Raw genomic sequence first — 16,469 nt, forward strand, 5'->3', positions numbered from 1 at the left:
GGGCGAGACATCTCGCCGGGTCGCCATCAGAACCATTGATCATGAAGGAGGGCATTCATGCTGCCCCGTATCCCGCCGCAAGGAACGGCCGATCTCACCCGCCGTCTGTGCGCGCTTGCCGACGATCTTGACCGCATCGCCGCCGGCCAGGGTCCGAGTGAGGGCGAGCTTTCGGAGGCTCCGCTCCTCACCGGCTGGGGGCTTGTGGCCGAGTCGACATTCAGGATGGCTGGGCATGTCGAGGGACATCCCGACTGCGGGCCCGGCTCCGTGATGACTTCGCCGCTCTGGCACGTCGATCGATCGCTGACCTGGGGCCGCACCCTCTCGCGCTTGTATCGCCTCGGCGTGCCCGCGGGAAACGATCTGCAATAGGGTAGGAGTTCTTGCTTGAGGCGTCCTCCGCTCGATGCCTGCGTCAGATCAATGAAGGACGGAGTCCCAGAGAGATCGCGGGCTACCGCTTGGTATCTCCGCTTCCGAGGCTGCTCTCCAGGGCCAGGATGACCAGATCGGCAATCGTCATCCCACAATTGGCCGCCTTCCCGATCAGGGCGGCCTTGAGCTCCGGCGTGATCCGGATGTTCAACTGCTCTGTCCGGCCTTTCCGGCGCAAGGCTCGCCCGTCGAGCAGCGGGGGCGATTCCGCCTGCTGTCTGCCGGACTGCTCCGGCGGCCAAGTGACCCGCTGGAGCTCGGGTCCAAGAGAGGCGTGCGCGGCCTGGAGAAGATCAAGCCTGAGGTCGCGAGGCCGATCTCCAGTGCGCTTGGATGTACTGTCATCGGCCATGACGCATCTCCATGTGCATGGCCGGATCGAGGAGCTTCGTCAGCACGGCCGAGGCGAGCGCCTCCGCATCGGCTCGCGCGCTCGGCAGACCCGACACGGCGGCGTCGTTCAGCGAATGGATCGTCCCGCCGTAAGACCAGACAGCGCGATGCGCCGCCCTGTCCGGAAGGCCCGGAAGCATTGGGCGCTGCATTAGCCGGAGTTGCTCCAATGCATCCCGGGCCGTCCTCTCCCGCCAGGACAGCATGGTGGTCGCCGAGGGCACATAGGCCAGCGGAACGGCGGAGTTCCCCATCATCGATCTCAAGAGAATGTCGACGCCGATCGCCTCGATGGCGTCTAGGACCGACAGACGGCAGGGCACCAGGACGGCGTCGGCGAGGACGGCGGATTGCATTCCGAGCGAGCGTCGGCTTCCTTCGGAATCGACCAAGACGACGTCGAAATGGGTTCTTCCGCCTTGGACCGCCTTCTCCAGTTGAGCGGAATCCAGGGCAGGAATGACTTGGATCGTACCGGGCCGGCCGGCCATCTGCGACCAGCGCACGAGCGGCGCATTGGGATCGGCGTCGATGATGAGAACGCGGGCGTCGGCATCGGCGAAGGCGCTGGCCAACGCCAGGACCATCGAGCTCTTGCCGGAGCCGCCCTTGAATGAAACGGATGCGAGAACAGGCATAGCCGTTCATCTCCTTGGTTGATCATCCTCGGAGCGTTGGCCGATTTCATGAAAGTAAGAAGCGTGCCCGATGGGAGAGAATGGCAGGCTGCTGGCTCGCAACTGGCTAGCTGCTATCTGCCTGCTAGCAGTCGGCTAGCTCGCATCGAGCGAACGCTGGCCGCCCTGGTGGGAGCGGGCCTTCAGCTAAGTGAACGGAATATGCGTTCTCCCGGTCCTCGGCCTCATGACCGAGATCGGCGCGTTGCCATCGCTCAAGCTTCATCCGGAAGCCGTACCGAGAGTTCGAATCCCTTCCCATCCGCCACTTGCCCCTGCGAAAGCGTTCTCCCGATCCGGCTGCGTCCGGATTTTTCCGTTGTTTTCGAGGGTTATGCGGGTTGGGCTGAACACCCCCCGGCGCCAAGAGGCTTGGAAGCGGTCTCTGACGGCTAGTATTCTCCGGACCTCATGACTACGCAGTTTTGGTGAATTCTTCACAAACCATTGAGATTGCGACGTTTAATCCCCTGCCAGGGCAAACCTTAGTTCATGAGCGGTCTTTGCGCCAAGGCTGGCGTGGCCGGCGAAGCTGGTCCGGGCGGCGAAGCCGGCCATTGCAGGACGTGCGGTGCCGGCGGGCGGTAGCCCAATGACGAGTGCGGACGTGCCGTGTTGTAGTGGCGGCGCCAGCTTTCGATCACGACCTTCGCCTCGGCCAGCGAGTAGAAGATCTCGCCATTGAGGAGTTCGTCCCGCAGTCGGGCGTTGAAGCTTTCACAGTAGCCGTTCTCCCATGGGCGGCCCGGCTCGATGAATGCGGTTTTGGCACCCACGGCGACGATCCACTCCCGCACTGCCTTGGCAATAAATTCCGGCCCATTGTCCGAGCGTATATGGTCGGGCACGCCGCGCAGGATGAACAGGTCGGTCAAGGCGTCGACGACGCTGGTCGAGTTCAGCTTGCGATCGATCCGGATCAAGGCGTACACCAACTACGACAAGTACGTCAGCGTCGGAGCCTGGACGAAGATCGGCCTCAACAACACCGACACCAACGATCAGGGCACCTTCGACGCCGCGAACAACCATTTCGTGGCGCCAGTCGACGGCACCTACCTCTTTGGCGCGACGCTGCTCTACAAGACCACGCCAGCGCCAGGGCGCGCATGCGCGGGCGGCTCGTGCTGAACGGCACGACAGAAATCCGCGGCTCCCTCGGCGAAATCTCCGCCACCCATGTCTCGCTCGCCACTGCCATCTGGCTGCAGACGATGGTTCCGCTCACCGCGGGCGATACCGTCGAGCTGCAGGGGTATTTCCGGGTTGCGGACGGCTACTTCGCCGCCGATCACACCTCGTTCTGGGGCTGCAAACTCGGCTGAGCGGAAGGAGGACCCAATGAACCCACCCCGATCCGAGGGCTTCGTGCGCATGCCCGACGCCGAGTTCGAGGCGATCCTGACGCGGGCGGCGGAGGAAGGCGCGAAGCGCGCGCTGGCCGATGTCGGGCTCGACGGCGACGAGGCCGCGCTCGACATCCGCGATCTGCGCGCTCTCGTCGACTGCATCCGGCTCGTGCGCCGCACTGCCATGCAGACCGCCATTCGCATGATCACCACCGGCGTCATGCTGGCGCTGCTCGCTGCCATCGCGATCAAGCTCAAGATCTTCGGCGGCGGCCCGTAGCCGCGCCCCATCCCCCATTCATTAGCCCGCAATGACCCGCCCTCGAGGCGGGTTTTTTGTTTCCGGAAGGATCCCCATGAGCACGACGTTCTACGACCATTGGCGCAAGGCGCCGGAGGGTGCCTGGCGCTGGCCGAATTTCAGCCCGGCCGAGATCGCCTGCAGGGGCACTGGCAAGCTGCTGATCAACGAACCGGCCTCGACAAGCTGCAGGCGCTGCGCGACCGGCTGGGCAGGCCGCTGATCGTCCGGTCCGCCTATCGCAGCCCCGAGCACAACCGTGCCGTCGGCGGTGCCACGCGGTCGAAGCACCTCGACGGCGCCGCCTTCGACATCGCCATGGCGAACCACGACCCGGTGGCGTTCGAGGCCGCGGCACGGGAGGTCGGGTTCCTCGGCTTCGGCTTCTACCCGCGCTTGGGCTTCATCCATGTCGACCTTGGCCCCGCGCGGCAATGGGGCGAGCGTTTTCCGGTTCGGGAGACCGCATTCGCAGCCGAGACGCCGCCCGCGCGCGAAGCGCTGGCCGAGAGCCGCACCATGAAGGGCGGCGGTGCGGCGGGTGTCGCGACGCTGGGCGCGGCCGGGGTGGAGGTGGCCCAGCAGGTGCTGGCGGAGACGCAGAGCGCTGTCCTGCCGCTGGTCCCGTATCTCGACACCCTGCGCTGGATGTTCATCGCGGTGGCGCTCGGTGGCATCGCGGTCACGATCTACGCCCGGCTCGATGACTGGCGCAGGGGGCGGCGATGATTGGTGGCCTTGTGGCCATGTTCGCCGGATCGGCATGGGCGCGCGCGGCGCTTCGCTACGGCGTCACCGTGTTCGCGATCCTTCTGTTTCTGCTGGCCCTGCGTCGCTCCGGCGAGCGAGCGGGACGCCTCTCTGAACGCCTTGAGACCATGGAGAAGGCCAATGATGTTCAACGCGAGATGCTGGAGGCTGCGGCGCGCCGTCCTCGTGATCGCAACGAGCTTGCTCAGCGGTTGCGCGACGGTGACTTCTGAAGGGCGCGCTGTCAGAATATGTCCGCCTGCGGTCGATTACAGCCGGGAGTTCAAGGCTCGGGCGGCCGAGGAACTGGCTTTGCTGCCAGAGAGGTCGGTGGTCGCAGAGATGTTGAGCGACTACGCTGTGATGCGGGATCAGGCCCGCGCGTGCGCTGGCCGGTGATGTGTGGCCAGTTGCAGACTTGGCCATCAGGCAGCGGAATAGCTGGAAAAGACTTCTGTCGAACCGTCGCGGCGGATCAGAAAGACCTCGTAGGCTTCGCGTTCGGTTTCCGGCCCCATACCAGGTGATCCGTATGGCATCCCGGGTACCGCAAGTCCGACGGCGTCAGGGCGTTCATCCAAGAGACGGCGAATGTCGGCAACCGGAACATGACCCTCGATCATGTAGCCGTCGATCCTTCCGGTGTGGCAAGAAACCATCTCCTGCGGGATGCCGTTGTCGAGCTTGTAGCGGGCAAGCAACGTTCCCATGCTCGGCTCGACAGTCACATCGAACTCTTCAGACTGCAGGATCTGGATCCATGCCGTGCAGCATCCGCAATTGGGGTCCTTGAGGACATGAATCGCTGGCCTGACTTCAGCCATCGCTGGGACAACGGCTGCGACCGACGCAGCACCAGCGCAAAGTAGCAACCAGCGGCGCGAAATCTTGGACGGCATGAAGATATCTCCTTCGTCGGATCGGTTCGGTTGAGAATATCCCGGCCGAACCGCTGGTTTTCTCATTAACGTCTGTTGACCGAAGAAGCTTGTGCATTCTACCGGAGTTTCAAGTCCTCAGTTCTTCTTGAACAGGCCGAAATGGAACCGCTGCACGCTACCCCAAGGCGTGTAATGATCGTGGATCAGCGACCGGATCAAATGGTAGTCTGGGCCCAGCCGTTCAGCGAGAAGAGCCGCGTCATAGCGGGCAACCGGCAGTCCACTGCACTTTTCCGGGCCATCCGGCGCGAAGGTGCCGATAATGGCATGGCCCCCAGAGACGAGTGCCCGATCCATGACCTGCACATAAGCTTCCTGATCGGCAACGTCGGTCAGGAAATGGAACGCCGCCCGGTCGTGCCAGACATCGAAGAGCCCTAACGGTTCCCAATCGAGGACGTTCGCCGCAACCCATTCGACGGGCACATCGTCAGGCAGTCGCGCGCGAGCCTTTGCCAGCGCTGTGTCCGACAGGTCAAGCACGGTGATGCGGAGGAAGCCTTGGTCCAGCAGACAGTCCACCAGCCGCGACGCCCCCGCGCCAACATCGACGATGGTGGCATCGCTGGTTGCCCCTGTCGCCGCGATCAGGTCGAGCGAGACCTGCGGACGATCCTCGAACCAGCTCGTCTCGGCCTCAGCCTTGCTCTGGTAGACGTTTTCCCAGCGGTTCGGTTCTTCAGCCATGGTCGTTCCCTCACAGATCGACCCGACGCAGCCGCAGCGCGTTCGTGATGACCGACACCGATGACAGGCTCATCGCCGCCGCCGCGATCATCGGCGACAGGAGAAGGCCTGTGACGGGGTAGAGCAGTCCTGCTGCGATGGGGATGCCAAGGGCGTTGTAGGCGAAGGCGAAGAACAGGTTCTGCTTGATGTTGCGCAAGGTCGCGCGGGCGAGTTTGCGCGCCCGCACGATGCCCATCAAGTCGCCGCCCAACAGGGTGATCCCCGCGCTTTCCATCGCCACATCCGCCCCGGTGCCCATCGCGATGCCGACATCGGCGGCGGCCAGTGCGGGCGCGTCGTTCACCCCGTCGCCTGCCATTGCTATCTTGTGGCCGTCGCGGCGCAGTTGGTCGATTAGGTCCTTCTTCGCCTCCGGGAGGATACCTGCGCGCACCTCGTCGATGCCAAGCTTGCCCGCCACCGCTTGCGCCGTGCGCTCGTTGTCACCTGTCGCCATGATCACGCGCAGCCCCTGGGCATGAAGTTCCCTGATGGCCTGTGCGGTGCTGTCCTTGATCGGGTCGGCGACCGCCACGATGCCGACGAGCGCTCCGTCAAGAGCGACGAACATCGCCGTCTTGCCCTCGGCGCGGAGGGTGTCGGCCTTTGCCTCGGCCTGCGCGGTGTCGAGCCCCATCTCCCGCATCATCGCCGCGTTGCCGAGCGCCGCCGCGCGCCCACCGACACGGCCCTGCACGCCCTTTCCGGTGACGGCGTCGAAGTCCGTGGCCTCCTGACGCGGCGCACCCTTCGCCTCGGCTCCCTCGACGATCGCCTCAGCCAGCGGGTGTTCCGAGCCGCGCTCCAGAGCTGCGGCCAGCGACAGCAGGTTGATCTCGGTGATTTCACCAAGCGCCACAACGTCCGTCAGCTTCGGCTTGCCCATGGTCAGCGTGCCGGTCTTGTCCACGATCAGCGTATCGACAGCCGCCATACGTTCCAGAGCCTCGGCATCCTTGATCAGCACACCCGCCTGTGCTCCGCGTCCCGCTGCCGTGGTGATCGAGATCGGCGTGGCCAGCCCGAGCGCGCAGGGACAGGCGATAATCAGCACCGAGACAGCCGAGGCGATGGCAAAGACCAGCGCAGGTTCTGGCCCAAAGATCATCCACACGACGAAGGCGAAGACCGCCACCGCGACCACCGTCGGCACGAACACCGCCGAGACCCGGTCGGCCAACCCCTGAATGGGAGCGCGGGACCGCCGCGCGTTCGACACCATGGCCACGATCTGCGCGAGGACAGTGTCGGACCCGACCTTGGCGGCCTCGATCACGAGGCTCCCGTTCTTGTTGATCGTGGCCCCGGTCACAGTGTCTCCCGGGCCCTTTTCGACTGGCATCGATTCACCGGTCAGCATGCTTTCGTCCAGCGAGGATCGCCCTTCGATCACCGTGCCGTCGACGGGCACCGCATCTCCGGGACGGACCCGCAGCCGGTCGCCCTCCATGATGTTCTCCAGCGGCGCATCGTATTCGGTGCCGTCCGGCAGGATGCGCCGCGCCGTCTTGGGCGCGAGGTCCAGAAGTGCGCGGATAGCATCCCCGGTGCGTTCGCGCGCTCGCAGTTCCAGCACCTGACCCACAAAGACCAGCGCGACGATCACAACCGCCGCCTCGAAGTAGGTGCCGACGCCGTGGCCCATCCGGTACTGTTCCGGAAAGACACCCGGTAGGAACGTAGCGACGATCGAGTAGAGGTAGGCCGCCGCCACGCCGATGCTGATCAGCGTCCACATGTTGGGGCTGCGGTTCACGATCGAGTCCCAGCCGCGCCGGAAGAATGGCAAGGCGGCCCAGAGGATGATCGGCGTGGCCAGCACGAATTCGAGATAGCTTGCGTTCTGATGCCCGATCCAGTCGCGAACCGGCAGCGCGACCAGTTCCCCCATCGTCAGGATGATGAGCGGCACCGCCGCGGCAGCCGAGATCCACATCCGGCGGGTGAAGTCGGTCAGCTCCTCGCTCGGCTCGTCAGAGGGGACCATCGGCTCTAGCGCCATGCCGCAGATCGGGCAGGAACCCGGCGCATCGCGGACGATCTCTGGATGCATCGGACAGGTGTACTGGACGTTGGCCGGAGCAGCCTTCTTCTGTCCCGCGGCCCGGCCCGAGGCGTAGAACCACGGATCCGCCTTGAACTTCGTCTGGCACTTCACGGAGCAGAAATGGAAGGTCTCGCCCTGGAACGCGGCGTGACGCCCGTCCGTCTTGACCGCGACCGTCATCCCGCAGACCGGGTCCTTTGCCGTCTCGGTCCCAGCCGGGATGTCGGGCGTTGCGTGATGGTGATCGTGCTCCATGGTCTGCCAGCCTTTCGATGTTTTTTGCTTGCCGCTTCCAAAGACTGGAAGCTCAAGCCCTTTTAGTGATGGTCGTGAGCGCCTTCCCCGACAGGATTGCGCGCCAGGAACAGCCGGACGAACAGAAACACCAGCGCCATGCCAAGAATGCCGACCACGACGATTAGCGGGTCGGACTGCCACTTCATCGCAGCGAAGGCGGCCAGCACCACGGCGTCCAGGGCGATGGCCGTCAGCAACACCCAGCCTTGCGCGCCAATTTCCTCGCGCAGATGCCGGAACACGCCGAAGTGGATGATCATGTCCATTACCAGATAGAAGAAGGCCCCGAGCGAGGCGATGCGGCTGAGATCGAAGAAGACGGTCAGGAAACCCGCGATCACGACGGTATAGACGAGCGTGTGATCCTTGATCGTGCCCGGCATCCCGAAATGGCTGTGCGGGATCATTTTCATGTCGGTCAGCATCGCCAGCATCCGCGAGACCGCGAACACGCTGGCGATCAGACCCGACGCGGTGGCCACCAGCGCCAGCGCCACCGTCAGGTAGAAGCCTGTTTGCCCGAGCGCGGGCTCGGCGGCCTCGGCCAGCGCGTAGTCCTTCGCCGCCACGATACGGTCGAGCGGCAGGCTGGAGCCGACCGCGAAGGCCACCAAGAGATAGACGACGACGCAGAGCGCGATGGACCAGATGATGGCCCGGCCCACGTTGCTGTGCGGGTCGGTGACCTCTGCGCCGCTGTTGGTGATGGTCGTGAAGCCCTTGAAGGCCAGGATCGACAGCGCAACCGACGCCACGAACCCTGTGGCTGCAAAATCATCACCCGTCGCCTCGAACGAGATGCCGCTTGCCCAAAGACCCGCTGCGCCGAACAGCGCGATGCCGCCCACCTTGAGCACGGCCATGATGATGGAGAACAGCCCGACCGACCGGGTGCCCGATGCGTTCACGAGATAGGCGAAGACGATCAGCCCGACACCGAGAATAGGCACGAGGATGCTGTCCGGATCGCCGCCGAACGCCCGCAGCGTGTAGGTGCCGAAGGTGCGCGCGACGAGGCTTTCGTTGATCACCATCGACAGCGCCATCAGCAGGGCGGCGCCCGCCGCGACCGTCGTCGGGCCGTAGGCCTTCTTCAGGATCATCCCGATGCCGCCCGCTGACGGATACGCGTTCGACATCTTGATGTAGGTGTGGGCGCTGAACGCGGTCACGATGGCGCCCACGATGAACGAGAGCGGGAAGAGCGGCCCGGCAAGCTCGGCGATCTGGCCGGTCAGCGCGAAGATGCCCGCGCCGATCATCACGCCGGTTCCCATGGCCACAGCACCCGGGAGGGTAATGCTGTTTTTCTCGTAATCGCTTTTCGTCATGGATTTTCCTTTTCAGGCTTTTGCCGCAGCGCCACCCAGAGCAGCGGCAACCCCGTCACGAGCCCAAGTCCGAGCACCGCCCATGTCGCGCGCCCGAGGTCTCCGCTAACCGCCTCGCCGCCGAAATGGGCGAGCAGGAAGCTCGCCGGGATGATGCCCGCCAGTGTCGCGACGGCGAAACGCCAAGCATGGAGACGGCTGAGTCCGGCCGCGTAGCTGACCATGTCGAAGGACACGAAGGGCATAAGGCGGCTGGCGAAAACCGTCGCCGTCAACGCTGCCTGCGACCCGAGAAGCCCGGCATCGACGCGGTCCCCGAAAACCCGCCGCAAGGCATCATGCCCCAGAACCCGCGCGAGGCCGAAGGCGATCAGAGCCCCGAGTTCGGCGCCGATCACGACCTGCACGGTCCCCCAGACATGCCCATAGGCTGCTCCCGCCGCCAGCGCGATCGGCGCGCTCGGGATCGGGCTGGCCACGACCGCGAGGGTCATGAGCGTGACGATCACGACCGGCCCCCAGAGACCCGCGCGCGCCACCAGCATTTCCAGACGCTCGGGCTCCAGGAGGCTGCGCGCCTCGGCGAATACCGAAGGCGCGAACTGCCAGACAGCGAGCAGTCCGATGCCGAGGATCGCAAGGCCGGCGAGAATGGTGGCGCGCAGGCTCATCTCAGACCGCCGCGACGGCCTTCGCCAGGAGGTCGCGCACCTCGCCCGCCACGGCCGTCAGTTCGGCGTTCTCAATCGCCTGCATCGACGCCACAGGATCGATGGCGCTGACTTCCACGCCGCCCCCCACCTCGCGCAGGATGACGTTGCAGGGCAGCATCGCACCCACGCGCGGTTCGATCCCGATGGCCTGATGCGCCATCTTCGGGTTGCAGGCGCCGAGGATGCGGTAGGCGGGCATCTCGACACCGAGCTTCTTCTTCATCGTCGCCTTGACGTCGATCTCGGTCAGGACGCCGAAGCCGTGGTGGGCAAGCGCCTTTCGCGCGCGCGCGTCGATGTCGTCGATCCCGATGTCGGGGATCATGCGATTGATTGTGTAAGCCATTGAGAAGTCCTTTCGTCTATTTCCGAAGATATTTGACCAGCGGGACTATGGCCAAAACGACCAGCGCAAGGATCAGGAGGCCGAAGAGCCCGCCAAACCCCATTCCGAAACCCATCCCGGAGCCCATATCGTTCCAATTCATCATCTCATCCTCCTGATTTTCACCCGCAGGGTGCGCCTATTGACCAGCTCTCGCGACAACATGGGGCAGGATGGCACAGGATCGGTGTCGGGACGTCGGGGCGCCCTGTCCGGACGCCCCGCCCGGATCACACCGACGCCGTGACCGCGAACTCGGTCATCATGCCGGTCGCAAGGTGCGGCATGTGATGGCAATGCAGCATCCAGCGGGCGGCCTCGCCGGCGTCCAGCGCGACATCGACCATCGACATCGGCGGGACGTGAACCGTGTCGCGCAGGGCACCGGCAACACGCCGCCCGTTCAGGCCGACGACCTGGAACACATGCCCGTGCAGATGCATCGGGTGGGCCATCATCGACATGTTGTGGAACGACAGCACGACCCGTTCGCCGCTGCGCGCGGTGATCGGCTGGTGCTGGCCCCAGACGGCCCCGTTGATCGTCCAGACATAGGGCTGCATCGAGCCGCCCAGCATCAGCATCTGGCTGCGGTCCACCTGCCGATCCGGCAGGGGATCGCGGGCGATGAGGCGCGCCTCCTGCGCAAGATCGGTGTCGAACGCGGGTGCTGCGGTCTCCGCCATGGAATCGAGGCGCCGGACCTCGGCACCCTGCGTGGCGAGGATTAGGCCGGTGCGCTCCCGCGCGCCTTCGCGCAGGGCGAGGATCGGCCAGGCGCCACCTTCGTTCGGCAGGTCGATCTCGATGTCCAGCCGCTGGCCCATCGCCAGCCCGAACCGGTTGCCCGCGACAGGCTGGACTGCGTGTCCGTCCGCCGCAATCAGGCGCGCCTGAGCCCCGCCGGTGTCGATCCAGAACACCGTCGCCGCGGCGGCGTTGATAACCCGCAGCCGGATGCGCCCGCCACGCTCGACGCGCACCACTTCGGGGTCCGACAGGGTCCGGTCGTTGGCGAGATAGGCGTCCCAGTCGTAATCGTTCAGGTCCATGGCCGTGCCGCCCATCTGGCCGCCCATGCCCATCATCCCGCCCATTCCCGGCATGTTGCCCATCGGCATGCCGCCCGTGGCGCCGTGGCCCATGGCTCCGTGGTCCATGCCCTGCATCGCCCCCATGCCTCCCATGGGAGCGCCTTGATCGGGCAATGCACCGGCACCATGGCCTGCACCGTGCCCGCCGCCATGGCCCCCGGTGATCTCCGCCAGAACCTCCTCGGGGGTCTTGAAGGAGAAATCATGCAGTAACATCACGACGTCCTGCCGGTCGGCGGCCAGATCCTCGGACGAGCGCACGATCAGCGGTGCCGCCAGCAGCCGCATCTCCTGCGTCGGCACATGGCTGTGCATCCAGTGGGTGCCCTGCCGCGCCTCGAAGTCGTAGGATCGGGTCTCACCGGGTGCGAGAAGGGGCATCGGCATGTCCGGCACGCCGTCCTGCGCATTTGGCGGGATCTGGCCGTGCCAGTGTATGATGGTGCCGACATCGAGATTGTTGGTCAGATCGACCCGAAACCTCTGGCCGGGGTCGAGGATCAGTCGCTGACCACCCGGCCCGGCAAGGCCAAAGACGGTTGCCGCGCGCCCGTCGATATCGAGTGTCCGGGTCGCGGCGGCGAGGCTGATCGGCGCCACCGACTGCGCGAAGGCAAGACGGGGCATCTGTGCCGCGCCAATTGCGGCAGCACTTGCGGCAAGAAAGCCGCGTCGTGAAAGCGTGTTCATGGTCGTCTCCTCGGGACATCGGGTCCCGTTCACAAAGGCCGATGGGACGCCGCGGGCGTCGGCCCGGGCGCGATCAGAGGAGACGGAGCTTGGGAGGGTGTTCGGCCAGTCCCGGCGCGCGGCTAACGTGGATCGCCTCGGACGGGAAATCATGACGGGAGGTGGCGTGGGTGGGCCCGGCTTCCCCACCTGCCGAGGTCAGGAAGGCAGAGAGGCCTGCGCAGACGAACGCGCACATCTCGGCATCGGTCGATCCACAGTGCTCTCCAGCGTCACAGCCGAGGTCCGCGATGACCGAAGCGTGCGTCATATCGGCGACATGCATCGCGTGATCCGCACCGGAATTCATGCTCATGCGTGTCGCATGCGCGGAGGTCGCCGTCGTCACCACGGTGATCGCGAGCATGGCAAGCATGGTGATGACGCGTGCGAACATGCTTGAGAGATAGGCATTGCTCACGAGAATGTCCATTGTCGCAGGCGCCTAACCGCTGGCACAACGTGGGTGCAGCCAAACGCGAATGATATTCTGCAGCGATCTGGGACAGACGTCTTGGGAAAAGCTCTCCGAAATACTGTCGGGATCGGTCTGGTCGTGGGAGGTGTGATCCTCGCGGTCTGTGCCGGCTGGCGTTATGCCGGTACCGCATCCACCGCCGTAGCGTCGGCGGACATCATCGCGCAAGGACGCCAGATCTATGCAGGTCAGTGCGCCGCCTGCCACGGCGCGGACCTGGAGGGTCAGCCCGACTGGCGCACGCCGCTTGCATCCGGCCGATTGCCCGCACCGCCGCACGACGAGAGCGGCCACACATGGCACCATCGCGACGAGGTCCTGTTCCGGATCGTCAAGGAAGGCACCGCCGCCGTCGTCGGTGGCGGATACGAGAGCGACATGCCCGGCTTCGCAGACCTACTGAGCGATGCGGAGATCCGTGCCGTTCTCGACTATATCAAGAGCACATGGCCGGAGCGCGAGCGCAACTACCAGTTGGACGTCTCGCGCTCCGGATGAGGGGCACCCCACGAAACGGAGACCGCACACGGTATCCTGGTCGTGTGGCTTCATCAGGGCGGTTTCAATAACCCCGGCGAAGAGGCCGTTCACTGCCAGGCGGGCGAACCGCGACACCCCCGCAACGTCATCCGTTGCGCAGGGTGGCTGCAGCCCGCGCTATTCAAGCCAGGTTACCCCCAGAGCGCTACAGCGATGGATTATTCGTTCGGCGTCGCGAAAGCTCGCGATAGAGCGCTTCCCGCGTGACGCCCAATTCCGCTGCCACCTCCTGCCAGCGGCCTTTCTCAGCCAGAGCGTTCCCTTCACCGAGCCACGCGTCGAGACGGTCCGCAACCCTTGGCAACGACCGGATCTCCGACCTTAGCCGCGCCGCCTGAACGCTGCGGGCCAGCAACGCGGACCAGCTTTCCGCCAGAGCCGGATCGTCGGCGAGCGCGGACAGGAAGCGCTCCTTCGGCAAGCCTGCGACGACGCTTTCCTCGGCGGCGACAGCATTGCAGTGATACCGGGATGAATAGGCCGAGGCTTCGGCGACAACTACGCCTGGTCCCGCGTTCTGCAGAACCATTTGCGCGCCATGCGTCGTGTGGCGTTGCAGGTGCACTCTGCCCGAGCGCACCATGAAGATGTTAGCGACATCTTCGCCCGCCGCGAACAGCGTCTCACCGGGGGCAAGCCCGGTGTCGCGTGCCTCCTGAAAAAGCAGGGAAATCGACGTCCGCATGATCGTGATCATATGACTGCCGTCATTCCTCTGCAACAAGGGGGCCACGCACCCAATGGAGGCCCCATGATCCGCCTTATGTTCGTCGTCGCGTTTCTTTCCGTTCCCGGCCTGGCGCTGGCGCAGAGTGCGACCGCACAACATGGGGGCATGCAGCACGGGCAGCACACGCCCGGTATGTCCCACGAGGGTCAGGGGATGAACGCGGATGCCGTTCCCGCAGGGCTCATGGAAGGGGGGCAATCCGCCTTCGCCGCCATTCAGGAGATTGTCGCGCAGCTGATGGCGGATCCGACGACGGACTGGAGCCGCGTCGATATCGAGGCGCTTCGCCAGCATCTCATCGACATGGACAACGTGACGCTTCGCGCCCGCGTCCGCGTCGAGGAGATCGAAGGTGGTGCCCGATTCGAGGCGACTGCGGAGGACGCGGCCGTCACCACCTCGATCCGCGCCATGGTCCCGGTCCACGCAGCGACGTTGAATGGTGTCGAAGGCTGGACAATGCAGGCGTCGGAGATCCCGGGTGGCGCGGCCCTGGTGGTGACCGGCGCCGACCCTGCCCGCATCAGGGCCCTCGGGTTCATCGGCGTAATGACAGTGGGCATGCATCACCAGGCCCATCACCTCGCGCTGGCGACCGGGCAAAATCCACACGCGCATTGAGGTCCGAGAAGGACACCGAGGGTTCGGGGCTCGCTCTACCGGACGCGACTTGAGCGCGCGCGATTACAGACGGATGAAGCGCGATGCGCAATGGGAGATTAAATAAAAACAATGACTTAAGGTGGAGACGGTTGGATATCAGGCCCATTCCCTCCGCCACCTGCCCTCGCGAAAGCGTTCTCCCGATCCGGCTGCGGCCGGATTTTTCCGTTGTTTTCGAGGGTTATGCGGGAGGGGCTGAGCACCAGCCCCAGTGCTGTGAGGCCCGTGAGCGTTCTCTTGGGGCCGATATTCTCTGGACCTCATGACTGCGCGAATTTGGTGAATTTCTCTTAAGTTCTTGTAGAAGCAGAGGAATTTTGAGCCACTGAAATTGCTTGGATTGGAGTCGCGTTTGCGTCTGCCGCGACCGGGTTCGGAAGTTCTCAGGCCATGGCCCTTTCCAACCTCTGCTTCCGACGCTCCCAATCGGGCATCACCTTGTAGAGTAGCTCGAAGAAGGCAGCACCGTGATGAGGCTCCGCCACATGGCAGAGCTCGTGGGTGATCACGTAGTCGATGGCGTCGACCGGCGCCTGCACGAGGCGGCGGTTCAGCAGCAGGCGTCCGGCCGGCGACATGGACCCCCATCGCTGCCGGGTCTGGCGTACGATGAGACCTTTCGGCCTGAATGCCTCCGGATCCGGGAAGTGGCCGAGACAGAGCTCGATCCGCTCCGGAAACCTGATGTGTGCCCGGTCCCGGTACCATGCCTCGACCAGTTCACGCGTCAGCCATGCGTCGTCGCGAACTGACGGATCAGGAATGGGCGGTGATCGAGCCGCTGCTGCCACAGAACAGCCGTGGCGTTCCCCGGGTCGACGATCGCCGGGTGATAAACGGAATCCTGTGGCGGTTTCGAACGGGCTCGTCCTGGCGCGATGTCCCGGAGCGCTACGGACCTCGGACCACGCTCTACAATCGCTTTACCCGCTGGCGAGCTGCCGGTGTGTGGGATTGTCTTCTGGCAGAGGTGTCCAAGGCTTACGACGGCGACATCGTCATGATCGACTCATCCTGCGTTCGCGTTCACCAGCATGGTGCCGGCGCGAAAAAGGGGGTCCACCGATCCTTGCATGGGACATTCCCGTGGCGGCCTGACCACCAAGATCCATGCCCTCGTCGATGCCGAAGGGCGACCGGTGCGCCTCGAGCTGACAGCCGGACAAGCCGGCGACGCGCCAATGGCCAATCGTCTCCTCGAAGCGGTCGCGCCCGGAGCCACTGTCATTGCCGACAAGGCTTACGATACCGACGGCATCCGATCCTTCGTCGCCGGGCGAAAGGCGTGGGCGAACATTCCGCCGCGCTCGATCCGCAAGGACACCTTCGCCTTCAGCCGCTGGGTCTACCGCCAGCGCAACCTCGTCGAGCGCTTCTTCAATCGCATGAAACAGATGCGCGGTCTTGCGACCCGTTATGACCGACGGGCCGACAACTTCATGGCCGCGCTCAAGCTCGCTGCCATCCGCATCTAGATCAATGCGCAATGAGTCCGCGTCCTAGCAGCGTCAGGCGCAGGACGCGGGTCATGTAGGATGGTGCGATCCCCTCTCGCTCGGCAAGTTCGGAAACGGTGGCGAACTCACCCGACTCCAGCATTCGCTTCCAGCGGAACGCGCGGGCCAGCGCCTTGACCAGAGTGCTGTCCGTCCGACGCGGATGGGTAGCGCCTTCAGGCAACTGCATCTCTTTCCGCCCGCCGCGTTTAACGATGCGGAATGGGACGTGGAGCGTCACGGTCTCGGGAATCGGCGCGCCGCGTGTCACGCGGCTTCTCCGATATTGCCGCCCAGCATCTCGCGGGAAAGGCCAGCGAGACCGTCGATGCGTAGCCGCACGTTCAGCCCGTCCGTGCCGATAACTACACGCTCGACCAGCAGCGTG

General features: G+C 64.8%; 23 protein-coding genes and 1 pseudogene. 9 read left to right on the plus strand and 15 right to left on the minus strand.

Features of this window, described 5'->3' with window-relative positions; all coding sequences use genetic code 11:
- Window positions 1-57 precede the first annotated feature (57 nt).
- Entirely contained in the window at window positions 58-375 is a 318-nt protein-coding gene (locus tag VQ042_RS14650) for a DUF6634 family protein (RefSeq protein ID WP_331820539.1), read from the plus strand.
- Between the two features lie 82 nt (window positions 376-457).
- Here VQ042_RS14650 and VQ042_RS14655 read toward each other — a convergent pair whose 3' ends face one another.
- The 3 genes and pseudogenes from VQ042_RS14655 to VQ042_RS14665 all read right to left on the minus strand — a co-directional run.
- Window positions 458-790, minus strand: coding sequence for a hypothetical protein (locus tag VQ042_RS14655; protein ID WP_331820541.1), 333 nt, complete (start codon window positions 788-790; stop codon window positions 458-460).
- Window positions 780-1,469 (minus strand): ParA family protein, encoded by a 690-nt coding sequence (locus VQ042_RS14660; RefSeq protein WP_331820543.1) that lies wholly within the window; start codon window positions 1,467-1,469, stop codon window positions 780-782. Before VQ042_RS14660 ends, VQ042_RS14655 begins: the two co-directional genes overlap by 11 nt.
- 524 nt (window positions 1,470-1,993) lie before the next feature.
- Window positions 1,994-2,428 (minus strand): annotated as a pseudogene (locus VQ042_RS14665) (integrase core domain-containing protein); the annotation flags it as partial.
- On the opposite strand from VQ042_RS14665, the gene VQ042_RS14670 reads away from it, so the two are divergent.
- From VQ042_RS14670 to VQ042_RS14690, 5 genes are all read left to right on the plus strand, one after another.
- Window positions 2,412-2,639, plus strand: coding sequence for a hypothetical protein (locus VQ042_RS14670; RefSeq protein WP_331820545.1), 228 nt, complete (start codon window positions 2,412-2,414; stop codon window positions 2,637-2,639). The pseudogene VQ042_RS14665 and the gene VQ042_RS14670 sit on opposite strands and share 17 nt — an antisense overlap.
- On the plus strand, window positions 2,633-2,833 hold the full coding sequence (locus VQ042_RS14675) for a hypothetical protein (protein ID WP_331820547.1): 201 nt from the start codon (window positions 2,633-2,635) through the stop codon (window positions 2,831-2,833). The genes VQ042_RS14670 and VQ042_RS14675 overlap by 7 nt, the downstream gene beginning before the upstream one ends.
- 16 nt (window positions 2,834-2,849) lie before the next feature.
- Window positions 2,850-3,137 (plus strand): DUF6127 family protein, encoded by a 288-nt coding sequence (locus VQ042_RS14680; protein ID WP_331820549.1) that lies wholly within the window; start codon window positions 2,850-2,852, stop codon window positions 3,135-3,137.
- A 99-nt stretch (window positions 3,138-3,236) separates the two neighbouring features.
- Window positions 3,237-3,887 carry a YcbK family protein gene (locus tag VQ042_RS14685; protein ID WP_331820551.1) on the plus strand — a complete coding sequence of 217 codons (651 nt, stop codon included), beginning with the start codon at window positions 3,237-3,239 and terminating at the stop codon, window positions 3,885-3,887.
- Complete coding sequence (locus VQ042_RS14690) at window positions 3,884-4,141, plus strand: hypothetical protein (RefSeq protein WP_331820553.1); 258 nt, start codon at window positions 3,884-3,886, stop codon at window positions 4,139-4,141. Before VQ042_RS14685 ends, VQ042_RS14690 begins: the two co-directional genes overlap by 4 nt.
- Before the next feature lie 192 nt (window positions 4,142-4,333).
- Here the strand turns inward: VQ042_RS14690 and VQ042_RS14695 are convergent, their stop codons facing one another.
- From VQ042_RS14695 to VQ042_RS14735, 9 genes are all read right to left on the minus strand, one after another.
- Window positions 4,334-4,807, minus strand: a complete 474-nt coding sequence (locus VQ042_RS14695; protein WP_331820555.1) for a DUF411 domain-containing protein — start codon at window positions 4,805-4,807, stop codon at window positions 4,334-4,336.
- A 117-nt stretch (window positions 4,808-4,924) separates the two neighbouring features.
- A complete protein-coding gene (locus VQ042_RS14700) occupies window positions 4,925-5,536 on the minus strand; it encodes a class I SAM-dependent methyltransferase (protein WP_331820557.1) in 612 nt (203 codons plus the stop codon).
- 10 nt (window positions 5,537-5,546) lie between these two features.
- The gene (locus tag VQ042_RS14705; protein ID WP_331820559.1) at window positions 5,547-7,880 is read right to left on the minus strand and encodes a heavy metal translocating P-type ATPase; all 2,334 of its coding nucleotides are present in this window, start codon (window positions 7,878-7,880) and stop codon (window positions 5,547-5,549) included.
- Between the two features lie 62 nt (window positions 7,881-7,942).
- A complete protein-coding gene (locus VQ042_RS14710) occupies window positions 7,943-9,253 on the minus strand; it encodes an APC family permease (protein WP_331820561.1) in 1,311 nt (436 codons plus the stop codon).
- Window positions 9,250-9,924, minus strand: coding sequence for a TVP38/TMEM64 family protein (locus VQ042_RS14715; protein WP_331820563.1), 675 nt, complete (start codon window positions 9,922-9,924; stop codon window positions 9,250-9,252). Before VQ042_RS14715 ends, VQ042_RS14710 begins: the two co-directional genes overlap by 4 nt.
- Window position 9,925: 1 nt before the next feature.
- The gene (locus VQ042_RS14720) at window positions 9,926-10,312 is read right to left on the minus strand and encodes a DUF302 domain-containing protein (RefSeq protein ID WP_331820565.1); all 387 of its coding nucleotides are present in this window, start codon (window positions 10,310-10,312) and stop codon (window positions 9,926-9,928) included.
- A 16-nt stretch (window positions 10,313-10,328) separates the two neighbouring features.
- Window positions 10,329-10,457 (minus strand): hypothetical protein, encoded by a 129-nt coding sequence (locus VQ042_RS14725; RefSeq protein WP_331820567.1) that lies wholly within the window; start codon window positions 10,455-10,457, stop codon window positions 10,329-10,331.
- Between the two features lie 124 nt (window positions 10,458-10,581).
- Window positions 10,582-12,135, minus strand: coding sequence for a multicopper oxidase family protein (locus tag VQ042_RS14730; protein WP_331820569.1), 1,554 nt, complete (start codon window positions 12,133-12,135; stop codon window positions 10,582-10,584).
- A gap of 73 nt (window positions 12,136-12,208) precedes the next feature.
- Complete coding sequence (locus VQ042_RS14735; protein WP_331820571.1) at window positions 12,209-12,607, minus strand: hypothetical protein; 399 nt, start codon at window positions 12,605-12,607, stop codon at window positions 12,209-12,211.
- Window positions 12,608-12,688: 81 nt separating this feature from the next.
- On the opposite strand from VQ042_RS14735, the gene VQ042_RS14740 reads away from it, so the two are divergent.
- Window positions 12,689-13,150, plus strand: a complete 462-nt coding sequence (locus VQ042_RS14740; protein ID WP_331820573.1) for a c-type cytochrome — start codon at window positions 12,689-12,691, stop codon at window positions 13,148-13,150.
- A 187-nt stretch (window positions 13,151-13,337) separates the two neighbouring features.
- Here the strand turns inward: VQ042_RS14740 and VQ042_RS14745 are convergent, their stop codons facing one another.
- A complete protein-coding gene (locus VQ042_RS14745; RefSeq protein ID WP_331820575.1) occupies window positions 13,338-13,889 on the minus strand; it encodes a Crp/Fnr family transcriptional regulator in 552 nt (183 codons plus the stop codon).
- A 66-nt stretch (window positions 13,890-13,955) separates the two neighbouring features.
- Here VQ042_RS14745 and VQ042_RS14750 point away from each other — a divergent pair, with 66 nt between their 5' ends.
- A complete protein-coding gene (locus tag VQ042_RS14750) occupies window positions 13,956-14,543 on the plus strand; it encodes a hypothetical protein (RefSeq protein WP_331820577.1) in 588 nt (195 codons plus the stop codon).
- Between the two features lie 425 nt (window positions 14,544-14,968).
- Here the strand turns inward: VQ042_RS14750 and VQ042_RS14755 are convergent, their stop codons facing one another.
- Window positions 14,969-15,376, minus strand: a complete 408-nt coding sequence (locus tag VQ042_RS14755; protein ID WP_331820579.1) for a M48 family metallopeptidase — start codon at window positions 15,374-15,376, stop codon at window positions 14,969-14,971.
- Here VQ042_RS14755 and VQ042_RS14760 point away from each other — a divergent pair.
- Window positions 15,319-16,060 (plus strand): IS5 family transposase gene (locus VQ042_RS14760; protein ID WP_331820581.1). Its coding sequence is split into 2 segments (ribosomal slippage): window positions 15,319-15,639 and window positions 15,641-16,060, totalling 741 coding nucleotides; the frame shifts between segments, so codons are not numbered across the junction. The genes VQ042_RS14755 and VQ042_RS14760 overlap by 58 nt on opposite strands.
- A gap of 1 nt (window position 16,061) precedes the next feature.
- On the opposite strand, the gene VQ042_RS14765 is transcribed toward VQ042_RS14760, so the two are convergent.
- Window positions 16,062-16,352: a hypothetical protein gene (locus VQ042_RS14765; RefSeq protein WP_331820583.1), complete on the minus strand. Its 291-nt coding sequence runs from the start codon at window positions 16,350-16,352 to the stop codon at window positions 16,062-16,064.
- Window positions 16,353-16,469: the final 117 nt, after the last annotated feature.

Origin of the sequence: Aurantimonas sp. A2-1-M11 (assembly GCF_036549475.1) — a bacterium.
Taxonomy (GTDB): Bacteria; Pseudomonadota; Alphaproteobacteria; order Rhizobiales; family Rhizobiaceae; genus Aurantimonas.

Excerpts from the sequence above, each read along its gene's own strand:
- VQ042_RS14690 (WP_331820553.1), top strand. The coding sequence starts at position 3,884 with ATGATTGGTGGCCTTGTGGCCATGTTCGCCGGATCGGCATGGGCGCGC.
- VQ042_RS14650 (WP_331820539.1), top strand. The coding sequence starts at position 58 with ATGCTGCCCCGTATCCCGCCGCAAGGAACGGCCGATCTCACCCGCCGT.
- VQ042_RS14660 (WP_331820543.1), bottom strand. The coding sequence starts at position 1,469 with ATGCCTGTTCTCGCATCCGTTTCATTCAAGGGCGGCTCCGGCAAGAGC.
- VQ042_RS14695 (WP_331820555.1), bottom strand. The coding sequence starts at position 4,807 with ATGCCGTCCAAGATTTCGCGCCGCTGGTTGCTACTTTGCGCTGGTGCT.
- VQ042_RS14725 (WP_331820567.1), bottom strand. The coding sequence starts at position 10,457 with ATGATGAATTGGAACGATATGGGCTCCGGGATGGGTTTCGGAATGGGG.
- VQ042_RS14720 (WP_331820565.1), bottom strand. The coding sequence starts at position 10,312 with ATGGCTTACACAATCAATCGCATGATCCCCGACATCGGGATCGACGAC.
- VQ042_RS14730 (WP_331820569.1), bottom strand. The coding sequence starts at position 12,135 with ATGAACACGCTTTCACGACGCGGCTTTCTTGCCGCAAGTGCTGCCGCA.
- VQ042_RS14655 (WP_331820541.1), bottom strand. The coding sequence starts at position 790 with ATGGCCGATGACAGTACATCCAAGCGCACTGGAGATCGGCCTCGCGAC.
- VQ042_RS14750 (WP_331820577.1), top strand. The coding sequence starts at position 13,956 with ATGTTCGTCGTCGCGTTTCTTTCCGTTCCCGGCCTGGCGCTGGCGCAG.
- VQ042_RS14715 (WP_331820563.1), bottom strand. The coding sequence starts at position 9,924 with ATGAGCCTGCGCGCCACCATTCTCGCCGGCCTTGCGATCCTCGGCATC.
- VQ042_RS14705 (WP_331820559.1), bottom strand. The coding sequence starts at position 7,880 with ATGGAGCACGATCACCATCACGCAACGCCCGACATCCCGGCTGGGACC.
- VQ042_RS14710 (WP_331820561.1), bottom strand. The coding sequence starts at position 9,253 with ATGACGAAAAGCGATTACGAGAAAAACAGCATTACCCTCCCGGGTGCT.
- VQ042_RS14735 (WP_331820571.1), bottom strand. The coding sequence starts at position 12,607 with ATGGACATTCTCGTGAGCAATGCCTATCTCTCAAGCATGTTCGCACGC.
- VQ042_RS14680 (WP_331820549.1), top strand. The coding sequence starts at position 2,850 with ATGAACCCACCCCGATCCGAGGGCTTCGTGCGCATGCCCGACGCCGAG.
- VQ042_RS14700 (WP_331820557.1), bottom strand. The coding sequence starts at position 5,536 with ATGGCTGAAGAACCGAACCGCTGGGAAAACGTCTACCAGAGCAAGGCT.
- VQ042_RS14745 (WP_331820575.1), bottom strand. The coding sequence starts at position 13,889 with ATGATCACGATCATGCGGACGTCGATTTCCCTGCTTTTTCAGGAGGCA.